The organism is Acidisphaera sp. S103, assembly GCF_009765975.1.
In the GTDB taxonomy this organism is placed as follows: Bacteria; Pseudomonadota; Alphaproteobacteria; order Acetobacterales; family Acetobacteraceae; genus Rhodopila.
The window spans coordinates 15246-30345 of the sequence record NZ_LMUJ01000101.1; the positions used below are offsets into that span (position 1 = coordinate 15246).

At 60.5% G+C, this 15100-nt stretch carries 13 protein-coding genes and 1 pseudogene; 11 read left to right on the plus strand and 3 right to left on the minus strand.

Annotation, left to right across the window (positions count from 1 at the left end):
• Window positions 1-291: 291 nt before the first annotated feature.
• The 8 genes and pseudogenes from GSQ89_RS32575 to GSQ89_RS32610 all read left to right on the plus strand — a co-directional run bounded on the left by GSQ89_RS32575 (window position 292) and on the right by GSQ89_RS32610 (window position 7574).
• Window positions 292-1329: a class I SAM-dependent methyltransferase gene (locus GSQ89_RS32575; RefSeq protein ID WP_158932279.1), complete on the plus strand. Its 1038-nt coding sequence runs from the start codon at window positions 292-294 to the stop codon at window positions 1327-1329.
• 245 nt (window positions 1330-1574) lie between these two features.
• Window positions 1575-2234: an acetyltransferase gene (locus tag GSQ89_RS32580; protein ID WP_158932280.1), complete on the plus strand. Its 660-nt coding sequence runs from the start codon at window positions 1575-1577 to the stop codon at window positions 2232-2234.
• A gap of 61 nt (window positions 2235-2295) precedes the next feature.
• Window positions 2296-3438, plus strand: a complete 1143-nt coding sequence (locus GSQ89_RS32585) for a DegT/DnrJ/EryC1/StrS aminotransferase family protein (RefSeq protein WP_158932281.1) — start codon at window positions 2296-2298, stop codon at window positions 3436-3438.
• Entirely contained in the window at window positions 3435-4577 is a 1143-nt protein-coding gene (locus tag GSQ89_RS32590; protein ID WP_158932282.1) for a glycosyltransferase family 2 protein, read from the plus strand. The genes GSQ89_RS32585 and GSQ89_RS32590 overlap by 4 nt, the downstream gene beginning before the upstream one ends.
• A gap of 437 nt (window positions 4578-5014) precedes the next feature.
• Window positions 5015-5701 (plus strand): glycosyltransferase, encoded by a 687-nt coding sequence (locus tag GSQ89_RS39570; RefSeq protein WP_256367367.1) that lies wholly within the window; start codon window positions 5015-5017, stop codon window positions 5699-5701.
• Window positions 5638-6105, plus strand: a pseudogene (locus GSQ89_RS32600) (transposase); the annotation flags it as partial. The gene GSQ89_RS39570 and the pseudogene GSQ89_RS32600, both read left to right, overlap by 64 nt.
• A gap of 83 nt (window positions 6106-6188) precedes the next feature.
• On the plus strand, window positions 6189-7226 hold the full coding sequence (locus tag GSQ89_RS32605) for an IS110 family transposase (protein WP_158932285.1): 1038 nt from the start codon (window positions 6189-6191) through the stop codon (window positions 7224-7226).
• A gap of 66 nt (window positions 7227-7292) precedes the next feature.
• Window positions 7293-7574: a hypothetical protein gene (locus tag GSQ89_RS32610; RefSeq protein ID WP_158932286.1), complete on the plus strand. Its 282-nt coding sequence runs from the start codon at window positions 7293-7295 to the stop codon at window positions 7572-7574.
• Window positions 7575-7897: 323 nt separating this feature from the next.
• Here GSQ89_RS32610 and GSQ89_RS32615 read toward each other — a convergent pair whose 3' ends face one another.
• Both GSQ89_RS32615 and GSQ89_RS32620 read right to left on the minus strand, forming a co-directional pair.
• Window positions 7898-8722 (minus strand): YihY/virulence factor BrkB family protein, encoded by an 825-nt coding sequence (locus GSQ89_RS32615; RefSeq protein WP_158932287.1) that lies wholly within the window; start codon window positions 8720-8722, stop codon window positions 7898-7900.
• A gap of 517 nt (window positions 8723-9239) precedes the next feature.
• Window positions 9240-9761 (minus strand): hypothetical protein, encoded by a 522-nt coding sequence (locus GSQ89_RS32620; protein ID WP_158932288.1) that lies wholly within the window; start codon window positions 9759-9761, stop codon window positions 9240-9242.
• Window positions 9762-9917: 156 nt separating this feature from the next.
• Here GSQ89_RS32620 and GSQ89_RS32625 point away from each other — a divergent pair, with 156 nt between their 5' ends.
• Window positions 9918-11420, plus strand: coding sequence for an MFS transporter (locus GSQ89_RS32625; protein ID WP_158932289.1), 1503 nt, complete (start codon window positions 9918-9920; stop codon window positions 11418-11420).
• A gap of 71 nt (window positions 11421-11491) precedes the next feature.
• Here the strand turns inward: GSQ89_RS32625 and GSQ89_RS32630 are convergent, their stop codons facing one another.
• Window positions 11492-11827 carry a helix-turn-helix domain-containing protein gene (locus GSQ89_RS32630; RefSeq protein ID WP_216856528.1) on the minus strand — a complete coding sequence of 112 codons (336 nt, stop codon included), beginning with the start codon at window positions 11825-11827 and terminating at the stop codon, window positions 11492-11494.
• 284 nt (window positions 11828-12111) lie between these two features.
• Here GSQ89_RS32630 and GSQ89_RS32635 point away from each other — a divergent pair, with 284 nt between their 5' ends.
• On the plus strand, window positions 12112-13584 hold the full coding sequence (locus tag GSQ89_RS32635; protein ID WP_158932290.1) for an exopolysaccharide biosynthesis polyprenyl glycosylphosphotransferase: 1473 nt from the start codon (window positions 12112-12114) through the stop codon (window positions 13582-13584).
• A complete protein-coding gene (locus GSQ89_RS32640) occupies window positions 13581-14594 on the plus strand; it encodes a glycosyl hydrolase family 18 protein (RefSeq protein ID WP_254073471.1) in 1014 nt (337 codons plus the stop codon). The genes GSQ89_RS32635 and GSQ89_RS32640 overlap by 4 nt, the downstream gene beginning before the upstream one ends.
• Window positions 14595-15100: the final 506 nt, after the last annotated feature.

Genomic DNA, 15100 nt, shown 5'->3' on the forward strand with positions numbered 1-15100 from the left:
CCGCCTATCCCCCAAGGCGAACATCAAAATCCTGTTGCGACTGTCACTGGATGCATGTGTCACTCAGACGTGTAAGGTCTCGTAACGGATAAATCTCATTCTATAGAGTGACTGGCGCGGTTCACGATATTCCTGTGGCATGGGCGGATCATCCAGGCGCCAGATTTGTCCCGATGTATGGTAGAGGGGGAGAACAAACAGCGGCATTATGGCTGAATCCGTGGCTCTTGGATTTTTATAAACCGCACTCAGGCGATGCACTGCCAAAAAAGCCAAGAAGGCAAATTGCCCATGACACTTCTCAGACGCTTGGCGCGAATCGTGCCACCGCTGCGTCGTCTGCATGATAGTCGCAACATACTTCTGACCGAGCGGAACGCGTTGGCGGCTGAACTTGACACAGTGCGAGCCGATCTGGCCTGCACGGCCGAGGCGCTGAAGAGTGCTCAGAGCCTTTCCGAAGACATTGATGCCCTCTTGGACGCCAAGCGATCTAGCCGATTGATCGTTACGGAATATCCTAATTTCCCGCGCAGACGGCGCCTTGAAGCAGACACGCTCGGGCGTCACTTTTCCACATTCTTGCACGGGCAGGAGGCCAATTTTGTCAGTAGGCTGGAAGCTCACGTCAGACATTTCGCGGACCTGCAGCAAATACCCCGCCAAGACGCCGGCCATGCGGGTCCTTTCTGGGGGAACGAATGGTTTCCGCCGTTAGATGGTGTGTTGCTTTATGAGTTGATCGCATCCCGATCGCCGCGACGATATGTTGAGGTTGGTTCCGGTAATTCGACACGCTTCGCCCATCAAGCTATCCGGGATCACGGCTTGCGGACCCGCATCGTCTCCATCGACCCTTATCCGCGCGTTGAAATCGACGATATCTGTGACGAGACAATCCGGCGCCCCATGGAAGAGGTAGGGGAAGAATTTTGGAACTCCCTGGAGCCTGATGATTTGTTGCTGGTGGACAATAGCCATCGCAGCTATTCGAACTCCGATGTAACCGTTTTCTTTTCTGCGGTTCTTCCGAGCCTGAAAGCAGGAACCGTGTGGGGTTTGCACGATATTTGCCTGCCTTGGGACTATCCTGAAGAGTGGGCTGGCCGCTTTTACAATGAGCAATATCTGCTGATGGCATATCTTGCGGGTGGCGCCGTGCAGGATGAGGTCTATCTGCCGGCCCAGTGGATTTCGTACCAACCCAAACTAAACAATATCCTCAATCCGTTGTGGGACCGGCGGGATCTGTTCCAAGGCTTGAGCACACATGGAAGTGTGTTTTGGATGCGGCGACGGGCGGCTGTCCTTGATCTTTGGCATTCATGAAGCACGACAATCATTGTCCGCGCAACATTTGCGGCGAAGCGCCGCGGTTAAGCCCGATACGGTTGTGTACTATTTGAAGCCCCAGACTGAAGAATCATCGCACCCCGCTTCGGCGGCTCCGTGTGATCGTTGACTTGACCGTTATAAGATCGGGTATATGGTTCCTGCTACATTCAGCGATTCTCCGCCCAGTCAGCGGTTGCGGTTGATCATTTCCCGGCTTACCCCACCGCGCAGGAGATAATATGGCGACCCCGCGTCACATCTATGGCCTGGTCGGTGCCGGTGGCAGCGGCCGTGAGGTCATGCCTCTTTTGCGCGCCCAACTCGCCGCACAGTTGGATGCGGGTCAGGCCGAAGTCGTCTTCGTCGTGGAGGGCGATCCTCCCGTGTCCCATGTGAATGGCATTCGCGTCGAGCGATTAGAGACTTTCCTTGCGCATCCGCAACCCCGTTCTTTCAATGTCTCGATCGGCAATTCACGGGTTCGAGAGCGGATCGCCGGGCTCTGCGAGACAGCCGGCGCGATGCCGGTCAGCATTATTGCCCCTACCGCGGTGGTGTTGGATGAGTGCGAATTTGGCGAAGGCGCCGTTCTTTGCTCCTTCGCCTTGGTCACATCCAACGTGCGGGTGGGGCGCTTTTTTCATGCCAACATGTACAGCCATGTCGCGCATGACTGCGTGCTGGGGGATTTCGTCACACTCGCCCCCAAGGCGGCGATCAACGGCCGCATTCAGATCGGCGATCACGCTTATATCGGCACGGGCGCGGTCACCCGCGAGGGACAACCCGGTAACCCGTTGCGCATCGGCCGCGGAGCCGTGGTCGGCATGGGCGCCGTAGTCACGCGCGATGTGCCGGAGGGTGCGACGGTTATTGGGAACCCCGCGCGCTTGCGTTAAAGATGCCTCCCATGAGGCCCCCCTGGTCTCTCCCCACCGGATAGCGGAACAGACAGGACTGATGGAAAGCTTCGATGTCACCCAAGCTGATCCAGATGCGGGCGGGCCGCCGCCGCCGATTGAGATCATGCGCCCGCGGCTACCAGCGGCTACGTCAATGATGCCGTTCCTGAGCCGGATCGACGAGACACGCATCTACAGCAATTATGGTCCGCTCTGGCGCGAATTCTGTGTGGGCTTCGCGGGCTGGTTGGGCGCCCGAGCAGGGCAGGATGGCGTGCGCGTGGTGCCGACAAGCAGCGGCACCACCGCCATCCAGATCGCCTTGCAACTGCGCGCAACGCCCGGCCGGCGCTTCTGCCTGATGCCGTCTTGGACCTTCATCGCCAGCGCGCATGCGATCTGTGGTGCCGGGCTGACGCCATGGCTGGTCGATGTGGACGAGGAAAGCTTCATGCTGACTCCGCATCAGGCTATGGCGGCCCTGCGCGCCATGCCGGAACCGCCGGCCGCCGTGCTGGTGGTCAGTGCCTTCGGCGCACCGGTCGACGTGCCGGCGTGGGCCGAATTCGAACGTGAAACCGGCATTCCCGTGGTGTTCGATGCCGCTGCCGCCGCCACATCCTTGAATCATATCGGTCCGCAACCGCTCTGTATCTCGCTGCATGCCACCAAGGTCTTCGGCATAGGCGAGGGAGGGACGATCATCACCACCGATACCGCGCTGGCTGACAAAGCCCTCGCCATGACCGGTTTCGGCTTCCAGGGCACAGAGCGCGTTTCAAGCATTCGCGGTGGAAACTACCGCTTGTCGGAATATAGTGCCGCCATGGGGCTTGCTGTGCTGGATAGCATTGATGCCAAGATCGCCAGCATGCTCTCCCTCGGCGCCGCCTATACCGACGCTCTGCGCAATTCACCTTGCCGGATCCAATCCGGCGCCGGCACGGCGTATGCGGCCATGTCGCTGAACGTGATCTGTCCCGCGGACCGGCTCGACCGGGTGCTCGCCCGCTTCGACGCCGGCAATATTCAATGGCGCCGCTGGTGGGGGCTCGGCACCCATTTGCATCCTGCCTTTACCGACCTGCCGCGCAGCGACCTACCAGTAACCGAGGATCTGGCGCCGCGCGTCATCGGCGTTCCGTTCCACGATATGCTGACCGCCGAAGAGATCGGCCGTGTCGCGGATGCTTTGCGATGAGCACGCCTTTGCTGTCGTACATCGTGCTGTCCTACAATTACGAGGAGTACATTGGCATAACGATCAACTCGATCCTGTCGCAAACGCACCAGGACTTCGAAATCGTTGTGGTCGACGATGCTTCCCGGGACAACTCGGTCGATGTTGTCCGGTCGTTCGACGATCCCCGTATCCGGCTCTTCGTGCACGAAGAAAATCGCGGCGCCTGCATCGCGCTTGCCTGGGCTCTGCGTGAGGCGCGTGGTGAATGGATCGTGAATCTCGACGCCGATGACTGGATTGCGCCGGAAAAGGCAGAGCGCCAACTTGCGCGCGCGAAGACCACGGGCGCCGACATCATTGGCACCTGGGTGCGCTTCGTCGATGAGCGTGGGCAGCCACACCCCCGTGCGGTGGAACTGGAAGAGGCCGCCAACCAGCCGCACCAGTTCGATCTTGTGGAAAGTTGGATCGGCCGGAACATTCTCTGCCGGTCTTCGACTATGGTGCGCCGCGCGATGATCGAGCGCATCGGCACGCCCGAATTGACCATGGTTCGCGCACCGGATTACGAGCATTGGGTTCGGGCCCTCGCCGCTGGTTTTCGCTTCGATATGGTCGAAGAGCCACTTACGTATTATCGACTGCAGCCACGCGGCGTGACCTTCGGCGATCCGATGGGCACATTGCTGGAAATGTGCTGGGCGAAAGCACGCAATCTTGTTCCGCTGGCAGAGCGGCGCGGCCTGAACGAGGATATCAGTGCCATGCTGCGCTGGCTGGTGGAGAGCGACCAGCGGTTGGAATTGACCCCTACCCAATCACTGCGGCTTATCGGCGCGCTTACGCTGGGCCCGAACTGCGCCGATTACGCCGCTTGGCGCGACATGATCCTTGGACCCACGCCCGAACCAATATACGAGCGCGCCGGGCGATCCATGCTGAACCTCATTATCGGCTCTGGGCAGCTATCGTTGGTCGCCAAACTGTTGACTGACTGCCATGCCTATATTGAGGCGCGAGATTGGTGGAAGGCCCAGTCCGACATGTGGGAAGCGAATGCGCTTGCGCTGAAGGACCGCGTCCATCAGCAATCCATCGATTCGGGACGCAGGCGGTCGTGGCATCAATATTTCAGGAAAGGAGCCTCGTTGTGTTAGTCGAGGGCGAGCATGAAATCCGCCGGCAAGGCATCCTGGCTTTGCTGCCCTTTTTTGCTCAGGGCAGTCTATCGTTGATCGTACTGCGCGAGATGCGCGCCCGCGGCTTGGACATCACGTTGGCCAATCAGATGGCCCATCCCGCTGAGTTGAAAGCCGACCCTCTGGTGGATTTCCGCGCCGCTGATCGCGTGATCGACCTCAGCGCACATGCTCTGCCAGGAGACTGGACACATCTCGCGCGCATCGTTGATAAGTGCGAGATCGGATTGATCCTGCTGATCGGCGCCCCCGGTGGCTACGCGCAGTTGTCCCGGCTGCGCGAAAGGCGGCGGGATATCCGTCTGCTGGATTGGCTGTTCAATACCGGACCGCATTTCCACAGCTTCAGCCTCCGAGCCGGCTGTTTCGATGGGGTTCTGGTGGAGAGCGTGTTCATGCGCGATCGCTTGGCAGCGACCCCTGACATCGGCCGCATTTGGCAAATCGAGAGCGGGGTAGACCTGCAGCGTTTCCGCCCTGTCAACCGAGAGATCTCTTCGCCCAAAGAGACCTTTATCCTAGGCTATTTTGGCCGCATGTCCCCCGAGAAGAATCCCCTGGGCTTTGTCGAAATGGCTGAGCGCATACACACCATGTCGCCATCTACGCGTTTTGTGATGTATGGAGCAGGTGGACAGGCCGAGGACGTGGCGTTGCGCATCGCTGCTAGCCAGGCGCGTGGGGCCATTCGTTTTGCCGGATATGTCGAGGACCCTTGCGTGGCCTACGCCGCCATGGATGTTCTGGTGGTGCCCTCCCTGTTGGACGGCCGCCCAGCCACTATCATAGAGGCCAATGCCTGCGGCTTGCCGGTGATCGCTAGTGCAGTCGGTGGCATTCCTCAATTGATCGAGGAAGGTCGCAACGGGCACCTTGTCTCGCCGCGTAATCCGGAACGCATGGTCTCTTTGATCGCTGGCTGGCTGGCTGATCCCGAAAGTTTCATGGCCTTGCAACGCAATGCCCGCGGTGTTGCCGAGGCGCGTTTTAACCGTTCCGCAATGTTGGACGGGTATGAGGTGGCGCTGCGCGAGAGCCTCGCCACCCCGGCACGGCGGGTGCTGCATATAGGGGAATTGTAGTCCGGTTTATGCTGGTCGATACCCAGGGCTTGCTGATGCTTGCGGTCGTGCATCCAGCCGATACCGCAGATCGCGACAGCGAGCGGCTGGTTCTGGCGTGCATGTTTGGCCTTTATCCGTATCTGCAGAAGCTCTTTGCTGATGGTGGCTATCAGGGGCCACAGTTCCGCAAAGGACTGACAAAGATGCTGCCTCGGTTGTCGGTGGACATCGTTGAGCATTCACATTCTTCCAAAAGCTTTGAGGAATTGCCAGACGTTGGGTCCTTAAACGGAGCTTTGCGTGGCTCGACCAGTTGTCGTTGGCTTGCCAAGGATTTCGAGAACCGGCGCCGCAATGCTTTGAGTTTCCTGCGGCTCGCGTCGATCCCGCTGATGCTCAGAAAACTATGCAACCCGGCCTGAACTTTTCGGACTCTTGGGGTGGACGGCCCCACGGCATCAAGTGCCAGAATTGGGGCCGTTAGCAACCAAGACCGGAGCCGACCATGACCCAATATAAGCGCATCGCCATCGACACGTCCAAATCCGTCTTCACCATCCATTGTATCGACGCTCAGGATCGGCCGGTCTTGCGGACCAATCTTCGCCGCGGGCAACTGCTCCCGTTCTTCAGGAAGCTCGCCGCCACCGAGATCGCCATTGAATCCTGTAGCGGTTCACACCATTGGGCGCGCGAACTGACCGGGCTCGGTCACACGCCACGTCTCGTCCCGCCGCAGTATGTTAAACCCTACGTCAAACGCGGTAAAAACGATCGCAACGACGCTGAGGCGATTTGTGAGGCCGCCGGGCGTCCCGGCATGCATTTCGTGCCGGTGAAGTCCGTCACGCAACAAGCTCAGGGCATGGTTTTGAAGGTGCGCGAAACCCTGATCGGTCAACGCACCGCTTGGGGCAACACGGTGCGTGGTCATGCCGCGGAGTTCGGCATCGTTGCTGGCAAAGGCATTGGCACGATCGCTCCGTTGCTATCTGCCATTGAACAAGAGGACGCCGTTCCGCCGGAGGCCAAAGAGATGTTTGCCCTGCTGGGTCAGCAAATCGAAGAGATCGGCACCCGGATCAAGGAAATCGACGCCAAACTGAATGCCGCGCACAAGGCCAGCGCGGTCAGCACACGTTTGGCCACCATCCCGGGCGTCGGTCCGATCATCGCGTTGACACTGGCGACCGAGATCGACCCGGCGGCGTTCGAATCCGGCCGCCATCTTGCCGCCTGGGTTGGCTTGACACCGAAGGAACATTCCACCGGCGGAAAGCAACGCATGGGAAAAATCAGCCGGGCGGGTAATGAGCGCCTACGCGCGCTGTTCGTTTCTGGCGCCACCTCGGTCATCAACGCCGCGATGAAGCAGGGCAGTCGGCAGATGACGGAATGGTTGCGGGCTTTGCTGCTCCGCAAGCCGCGCAAACTCGCCGCTGTCGCACTAGCCAACAAAATCGCCCGCACGGCCTGGGCGATGATGACGAGCGGCGAGACGTATCGCCGCCCATCCACCGCGGCCGAGGCGGTGGCGGCATGACCGACGTTTCGTCACGTAACGATTGAGAGTGGAACCATGCCACGTCCATCGGTCAATGAAGAGCCCATGACCGGCGCCGAACGCCAGGCACGTTATCGCGCCGCGCGCACGGCTGGCGCACGGGTTGTTCGCACACGCCGCCCCGCCGACCGGCGCTCCCGGATCCAGCGGTGGAACGACGCCATCGCCGCTGCAGTGGCGTTGCAGGCCGAGTATGCCGGCTGGCTGGACGCGCTGCCGGACAACCAACACGACAGTGCGCTCGCCGACGCGTTGCGGGCGATTGTCGAGCTCGATCTCTCCGAACTCCAGGCGGTCGAGCCGCCACGAGGCTTCGGCCGTGATTGAGCAATGGAATGGCCCAGACGGCATGGGCCACGATGACGCGCGTGGTGCTTCCCCGGCCTCGGCCGGTGAACGCCGCGAGCGTGCGTTGGTGCCGGGGTGAAAGAGCAGAATGAGATGACGATCGGTCGAACCGACGATCCAGAGAACCCGTTTAGAGTCTCGGCCTTAGAGGCCGACGGACTGTTTGGGGCTGGATCGCGGACCCCATCTGGGCCAGCGGTCGTGATGCCGCGTCAACAGGCCAGACACATGATCGCAATCGATCCGCCCGTCAGAATTCTCGCTTTTGCTCTTGAATCCAAGGGGCCGTCCACACAAGACTCTTAGAGATGCCGCTCACGTTGGGCGTTGACGACTGCCCCGAGCAGTACGGACAACACCGAGAGATAGAGCCAGGTCAGCAGGATCACGGCGCCGCCCAGCGACCCGTAGGTCTTGTCGTAGCTGTTGAAGTTGGCGACATAAACCGAGAAACCGATGGACGCAGCGATCCACAACAGTGTCGCCACGACCGCGCCGGAAGACATCCATCGCCACCGCGGTTTGTCCCGATCGGGGCCGAACCGGTAAAGCACCGCGAGGCCCAGGATCATCAGCACGATCAGGAGCGGCCATTGCGCGATCAGCAGCAGCCATTTTGTGGCTGCACCGACCGCAATGAACTGCACCGCGGTCGGCAACACCGCCGCCAGAGCGAGTAAGATAATGCCGCCGATAACCAGCCCCAGAGTCAGACCGATGGCGATCAGGTTGAATTTGACGAAGCTGCGGCTTTCCTTTTCCTCATAGGCGATGTTGATGGCCGTGATGAGACCACTCGTGCCTCGAGATGCGCTCCACAGCGCCAGCAGCAGGCCTGCAACGGCGGTGAAGCCGAGCGTGCCGCCCGGGGCCTGCGCCAGGCTGTGCAGTTCCTGGCTGAGGAGTTCCTGTGTCTGCACAGGCAGGGCGCCGGACAGTGCCATCACTTGCCGTTCGATCTGTCCGGGGTCAAAGACGAGGCTATAGAGGGAAACGAGGGCGGCAAGTCCTGGAAACATCGCCAGCAGAATCGCATACGTGACCCCGCCGGCGATTAGGAAAAGATTTTGGTCCGACACTTCTCTCCAGGCGCTCCAGAGAACATCTTTCAACCCGTGCAGCGGCATTGCCCCCGGATGATCGACCTCAAGGTCGCGTTCGGGGTCTTCGCCCTTCAGGTCGGCCGAAGGATCGCACAGCCGTGCCAGATCCCCTTGGAGCCTCTCAAGCTGCGGGTTCCTGCTCATCGCCCGTGAAATTCCTGTCCGTAAGACGCAGGCACCTCGCCTCCGGATTTAATGCGCGTCAGGCTACACCAGTTCCCGGTTCAGCCCCGGCGTAGCCAACAAAATCCAGTGTCTCACCGACACACGGCATCACGTCGTATCCCGGATGCCATTCTGCTGGATATAGGTCTGCCCGATGATGGATGGATACGCCGTCTGCCGGGCATTTCGTCGGCACGATCACTTTAAGGATGCACTCATCGTTGCGCAGCCGAGTTGGCCGGGAAAGGTGGCCGCAATGTCGATCCGACTCATGCCACGAAGTTCTGTAGTTTTTGAAACACTTTCCGGGCGGATTTTAACGTACCAGAGAGTTCAAGCGGGTAGGCCCAGTCTTTATAGGCCGTTCCTGCTTCATTCATCCAGAGCGCGGCAAAATCGATATATCAGCATACTGCTGCCGATCCCATACCGGCCGGCTGGTGGGCTGCACTACCAAATCGGACATGCCGCGATGACACATTGCCGTCACGCGGATGGGGCCGCCAACGGTATCCATGATTTTCGCCCATGTCCCATGAGTGAATCGGAACGATACGGTGCTGCACCCAGCGGAGCCGCATTCCCGGGCGGATTGAAGCTGGACAAACAACACATCGCCGTCCCGTGCGGCACCCAGCCGAGCCGAGGCGAGGAGGACGATAGGCGTTTCGCCCGACCGGCTGGATTCCGCCAGCTCGCGCGCCATCAACTGACGTACAACCTGATCGGCTTGCGTTCCGGGCTGCCCCGTCGGGACAAGGAGCGCGCCCGGCGCCGCTTGTGCGTCGTTGTGCAATGTCGATGGTGGCAGCTCGGACGGAAGTCCCGCCATTGCAGCGCTGAAACCCAGGAACCCCGCAATCGCCGCGCCGAGGATCGCGTTTGTTATCGGTTTCATGAATGATAAACTTCCCACCGCGTGAAAGGTTCCCATCGCAGGTACCTGATAATAGGTTCGGATGGGTGCGGCCTCGTGACCGGTCAACTTGCTTATCGGTAAGGCATCGTCTACCGAACCTCACGATTGAACGCGCAGACCGAGGTTCCAGCCGGAATGTCTTCCAATATCGACACGGCGGCTGTGGACCCTGACACGGCTACGGATCAGCGGCAGCTTTTCCTGTTGGTGTTTCCCCCAATCATGTTGCCGATCTTCCTGGCGGTCGTCGACAGTACGATCGTGACGACGGCCTTGCCAGCAATGGCGGCCTCGTTCGGGGAAGTGCAACGTATTTCCTGGGTCGTGATCGGCTATCTGGTAGCGAACACGATTGCCGCGCCAGTCTACGGGCGGTTGGCTGACATGTTCGGCCGGCGGCAACTGATGCAGATGGCGATCGCTCTGTTCTGCGCCGCCTCAATTGGATGCGCGCTCAGCACCAGCCTGCCGATGCTGGTTCTGGCGCGCGTGCTGCAAGGGCTGGGCGGTGGTGGACTGATGACCCTGTCGCAGGCGTTGGTCGGGGAACGCGTGCCGCTGCGCCAACGGGGGCATTTTCAGGGGTATCTCGCGGCGGTGATCGTGTTCGCCAGCACATTCGGTCCGGTGGCTGGAGGGTTTCTGACCGAGGCATTGGGCTGGCCTTCGGTATTTTGGGTCAATCTGCCGGTCGGGTTCCTGGCGATGGCTTTGGTCCGGCGGTTGCCACAGACCAACGATGTTGGATCGCGGGCGTCGTTTGACGGTTTGGGATTGGTTTGGCTGGTGCTGTGCATAGCGCCACTGCTGCTCGGCCTGGACCAAATGCAACGATTGGCGGTCTCGCAAGCGCCGTTGATTGCCGGTCTGCTGGCGGTCGCCGTGATCTCGGCCATTGTCCTGGTGCGGCATGAGCGGCGGATCGGATCGCCACTAATTCCGGTTCGTCTGCTGCGCGATCCCTCGATCTGGCGGGCCAGTGCGATGGCGGGGTTTTCCGGCGGGTCGCTGACGGCGCTGGTGACATTCCTGCCAATTTATCTGCAGGTGGTCGGTGGTGCTTCTCCTAGCGCGACCGGATATCTGATGCTGCCACTCACGGCAGGCGTGGGGATCGGTTCGATCATGGCCGGTCGATTGATTTCAGTCACTGGCCGCACCGCGATCATACCAGGCCTCTCCTTCCTGATAACGCTCACGGCCTATGTGGCCGCGGGAGTGTGGGCGGCGCAGTTGAACCGGGCGGAACTGGCGTGGCTGATTGCGGCTGGCGGGTTCTTTCAGGGGACGGCGATGCCCGTTGCGCAAATCACTGTTCAGCACCTTGCCGGGCCGCGCATGTTGGGCGCGGCTGCTGGATTGGTGCAACTGACCAGGTCGTTAGGGTCTGCGCTGGGTGTATCTATTGTTGGAATGGTGTTGTTCGCCACGCTGGCCAGCAGCGACAGCCATGCCACAACAGTGTTCGCAGATATGGTGGAGCAGGGGAAATCGGCAATGGTCCAACTTCCGGCTGTGGCTCAGGAAGCGATGCAATCACAAATCGTCTCGGGATTTCGGGCGGCATTTTTTGCCATCGCAACATTTTCGGCCAGCATTTCGCTGCTGGCTTGGACAATGCCGTTTCGTCGGACGTAATGGCGCTTGCCAAATATTCGCCCGGCGCCGGACTGGCAATGACCGCTCGGTTGCAAGAACCATCCAGAAGGTCAAAACCCGATCAGGCTGGCCACGACGGACCGTGTCCACAGCCCGAAGTCCAACCCATATTGGCCGGGATCGCGACCGTTAATCCACCGGAACACCTGCCGCTCCTGGCGCGGAGACAGGGTCCGCGGCCGACCGGTCGCAGGCCTGGAGCGCAACGCCTGCACGCCGATGCCGGGGGATGCCGCGGCTGCCAGCCATTTGTAGATCGTCGTACGGCTGAACCCATATGAGGCGATCACGACGGCAGCCGGCTCCCCATCCCGCACGCGTTCCACCGCCATCAGCCGTATGGCCTCCAACGTCCGGTGATCAAAGCTGCGCCCATCTCGTTTCATGCCTCATTATAACAGCACAGGCAGGCACGTACAAGCTGTTTGCCGTCTTAATTAACGACTATTGAGTAAGAATGTCTATTTTTTAAGAATAAAATATGCATTTTCCAGAACTGACATGTATCGTCTTTGAATCTGTGCACTGCCGCCGGTTTGATTGAAACTTGACCGAGACGACTTTATAATAGCAGACGGACACGGCATGCCGGCATGCCATTCATTTGAGTGACCATACTACGATATGGTTTGAGTTGCATCGACCGGTCGATGCGTGGGATAAGTTTCGCGTGCTGATATCGCCTCCTTCCCTTGATCGGCAGCCTCGGGCCGAGCAACACAAGATCTCGTTGATCCGCCTGACCTATGGGTTGATCAATCGGACCATCCTGGTTTCCGATGCCCTGCTGGTGGTGCTGGCGTCCTGGCTGTTCTGGCGGATCACAGCGGGCGATCATCGCCCGCTCCACGCGTTCCAGGCCCTGACGATCGGTTTCATTATCGCCGTATCGTACGCCTGGCTGATGCGCTGGGGCGGCTGCTATCGCGTGGAACGGTTCCGGGAGTGGGTTCGTCCCCAGGCGGACATGCTGTGCGGTCTGGTGCCGGCGACGGTGGGCGCCTGCATCATCCTGCAGGCCTTCGTCGTCAACGCCTGGGATCGCGTCGACTGGTTCGGCGGATTCTTCCTGACGATCATGATCATGCTGTTCCTGGGCCGCCAGATCTACCGGCCGATCCTGTGGTACGTCGCGCGCCGGCATTTGCTGCGCCGCAGGGTGATCGTGGTGGGCAGTGGTGCGCTCGCCGACGAAATTGTCGCCCATATCCAGGAACCGAAATTTCTACAGGATTACCTGCTGCTCGAGGTCTTTGACCACCATCTGGCCCTGACCGAATCGGGTGACGGCAGTTCGGCACGCCCGTCAAACAAGCTGGATGACCTATTTGAATTCGCGCAGAATCATGCGGTCGATCTGGTGATCATAGCACTGCCCTGGTACGCGGCGCGCGATATCTTCAGGCTGATCCAGCGATTGCAATGGATCGCGGCGGACGTCGTGGTGCCTTTCGCCCGCACCGGCTTCCGGCCGCAATTCACGCCGCCAGTGGAATTCATTGACCGGCCGCTGCTGCAGGTCATGCACCGCCCCTTCAAGGGAAGCCAGGGCCTGATCAAGGTCATGGAAGATTACGTCGTCGCGGCGGTTGCCCTGTTGCTGGCGTCGCCGATTTTGCTGGCAGCCGCACTCGCGGTCTGGATCACCGACGGGCGACCGGTTTTCTTTCACCAGCAGCGTGTTGGATTCAACAACAAGCCGTTTTCGATGATCAAGTTTCGCACCATGTCGATCGACAACACCGACGATGGATCGCTGGGCACCAAGCGGGAGAACCAACGCATCACCCCTGTAGGGCGCTTCCTGCGGCGCACCTCGATCGACGAACTCCCGCAACTTATCAATGTCCTCCGCGGTGAGATGGCGATTGTTGGACCCCGGCCGCATGTCGCCAATATGCAGGTGGGCGAAGGCAGGTATGCCGAGGTGGTCATGCAGTACGCGGCCCGTCATCGGATCAAGCCCGGCATCACCGGCTGGGCGCAGATCAACGGTATGCGTGGCGGCATCGATTCCCTGGAGAAGGCGAAGCGCGGCGCCGATCTCGATCTTTTCTACATCGCCAACTGGTCGTTGCGCTTCGATCTCACTATCATGATTCGCACGCTGTTGGTCGGACTGGCCGGGCGCAACGTATTTTGACGACATGGGTCCGATGGGGTTTTTTCCGTCGTTTTCGGGCCGATCGCGTCTTTCTGCTGCTTGTCCTGCTATCCTGCTGCGGCGGCGGCACACCGTCGCATGTCATCGTGGTCTACCATGACAGCTGGGATGAGATCGACGCCGCCGGACCCGCGGCAACCTCGATCGCGACGCTGCCTGGCTATCTTGGCATCGTCGATCTGGCATTTGCCAGACCGGACCTTCGATATACTGGCGATCTCGATCTGGCCCGAACCGGTCTGGAATATATCTATTCCGGGACGGTGTTGCGGGATTCCATCGCGCTTTTGAAGCAACGCCAACCGCGGACCCGGGTGCTGCTGAGCGTCGGCGGCGCCGCCTACCACAACTGGCGCGACCTGAACGAAACCGCCATTGTTCGCTTGGTGCATGATCTGGGCGCTGATGGCGTTGACATCGACTTCGAGCCGACCCGCCCCGATTGCGCCGTCGGTCCAGATCAGGCCATCCGTTGCCGGACCGATGCATTCTGGCAGACGCTGATACGCCGCTTCCGCGCCGTGCTGCCGCGTCCGGCGCTACTGACCGCGGCGGTGTGGAGCGTTGGTGCCTATGGTGAAGGTCAATTCCAGGCGTCGCGGCCGCGCAGCCGCTATACCGGGTTCATGCTGTCGGTGCTGCGGTCCCCGGCGGCATCGCAACTCGACCTGTTGTCCATCGATGCCTACGACGCCGGTCCCGAATACGATCCGCTGGAAGCTTTTCGCGCTTATCGCGCGGTGTGGCACGGCCCGCTAGCGCTGGGGGTTGAAGTGCGGCGTCGGGATGGCAGCGGACCGTTCTTCTCATCGGCGCAGGCCGAAATGCTGGCGAGCAAGGTGGCTCCGGACGGCGGCGGGATGATGCTTTATCCGCTGTTGGCGGTGCCGGAGGGCACCAAAAACCCTGATGCCGAAGATGGTCGAGCACTGTCCATGGCCATGTGCCGCGGCCTGGGCCTGACGGGCTGCGAAACGCCACCGCCATAGATGGCCGGCGCTTGCCGGTGAAAGTAGTAGGCGAGGGCGAGGATCGTCGTCAGCTCGCCAGGTGTGAACACGACGGAATAGATTACGGATTCGACCAGCAGCAAGACGATGTAGTCGGCGAAGGCGCAGGTCATAGGGTCGCCCCCCCGCGACCAGCGCAAGGTGATGCGCAGCCCCACGACATGCACCAGCAGGATCAGCAGCACGCCGATCGCGCCGTACTCGAACATCACTCCCAGCCAGCCGATATCGGTCAGAAAGAACATGGCGTTGCCGAACAACTGGGCGAACGTCACGTTGCCGAACCGCGTCGTCGCGCCGACGCCCAGCAGCCAGCGTTCCGGTTGTTCCGAGAGAAACCGCCAGGCTGTGGCGACCGACACATTGCGGACGGATAATGATCCGCCCAGGCTGCCCAGGGTCGCGGCGTTGTGCAGATGCTGCACCAGCAGCAGTGCGCCGGCAAACCCGGCCAGACCCAGCAGTCCCAGCACCGCCCACCGTGC

What these genes read in the sequence shown, in the direction of transcription:
- GSQ89_RS32630 (WP_216856528.1), bottom strand. Translation starts at nt 11,827, where the DNA reads ATGAAACGAGATGGGCGCAGCTTTGATCACCGGACGTTGGAGGCCATA.
- GSQ89_RS32575 (WP_158932279.1), top strand. Translation starts at nt 292, where the DNA reads ATGACACTTCTCAGACGCTTGGCGCGAATCGTGCCACCGCTGCGTCGT.
- GSQ89_RS32605 (WP_158932285.1), top strand. Translation starts at nt 6,189, where the DNA reads ATGACCCAATATAAGCGCATCGCCATCGACACGTCCAAATCCGTCTTC.
- GSQ89_RS32590 (WP_158932282.1), top strand. Translation starts at nt 3,435, where the DNA reads ATGAGCACGCCTTTGCTGTCGTACATCGTGCTGTCCTACAATTACGAG.
- GSQ89_RS32610 (WP_158932286.1), top strand. Translation starts at nt 7,293, where the DNA reads ATGACCGGCGCCGAACGCCAGGCACGTTATCGCGCCGCGCGCACGGCT.
- GSQ89_RS32585 (WP_158932281.1), top strand. Translation starts at nt 2,296, where the DNA reads ATGGAAAGCTTCGATGTCACCCAAGCTGATCCAGATGCGGGCGGGCCG.
- GSQ89_RS32615 (WP_158932287.1), bottom strand. Translation starts at nt 8,722, where the DNA reads ATGCCGCTGCACGGGTTGAAAGATGTTCTCTGGAGCGCCTGGAGAGAA.
- GSQ89_RS32580 (WP_158932280.1), top strand. Translation starts at nt 1,575, where the DNA reads ATGGCGACCCCGCGTCACATCTATGGCCTGGTCGGTGCCGGTGGCAGC.
- GSQ89_RS32620 (WP_158932288.1), bottom strand. Translation starts at nt 9,761, where the DNA reads ATGAAACCGATAACAAACGCGATCCTCGGCGCGGCGATTGCGGGGTTC.
- GSQ89_RS39570 (WP_256367367.1), top strand. Translation starts at nt 5,015, where the DNA reads ATGCGCGATCGCTTGGCAGCGACCCCTGACATCGGCCGCATTTGGCAA.
- GSQ89_RS32625 (WP_158932289.1), top strand. Translation starts at nt 9,918, where the DNA reads ATGTCTTCCAATATCGACACGGCGGCTGTGGACCCTGACACGGCTACG.